This window comes from Pseudoalteromonas sp. SG43-6 (genome assembly GCF_014164365.1).
Taxonomy (GTDB): Bacteria; Pseudomonadota; Gammaproteobacteria; order Enterobacterales; family Alteromonadaceae; genus Pseudoalteromonas; species Pseudoalteromonas rhizosphaerae.
Map to the genome: position 1 here is coordinate 1 of NZ_JACJEZ010000212.1, position 266 is coordinate 266.

Annotated in this window: 1 protein-coding gene; it reads left to right on the top strand. The window is 40.2% G+C overall.

The features are described 5' to 3' along the window. Positions 1 to 266 (top strand): transposase (locus H5201_RS22825; protein WP_182785476.1); only part of this gene is annotated, 266 nt, incomplete at both ends.

A 266-nucleotide genomic window follows, 5' to 3' on the forward strand; every position in this document is an offset into this window, starting at 1 on the left:
ATGAGACGTCGATTTACACAAGAATTTAAAGTTCAAGCGGTTGAAAAAGCATTATCTCAATGTGATGATGTTCGTCTAGAAGATATTGCAGATGATTTAGGTGTCGGTTATTCAACGTTACAACGTTGGATAGCACTCGCAAAAAAACATCAACTTGAAACACACCAGACGGGTAGCCAAATGACAGCAGAAAAACGACCACAAGACTGGAGTTTAGAAGAAAGACTCAGCGCGATTATTGACTGTGGCCATTTAGATGAAGCAGC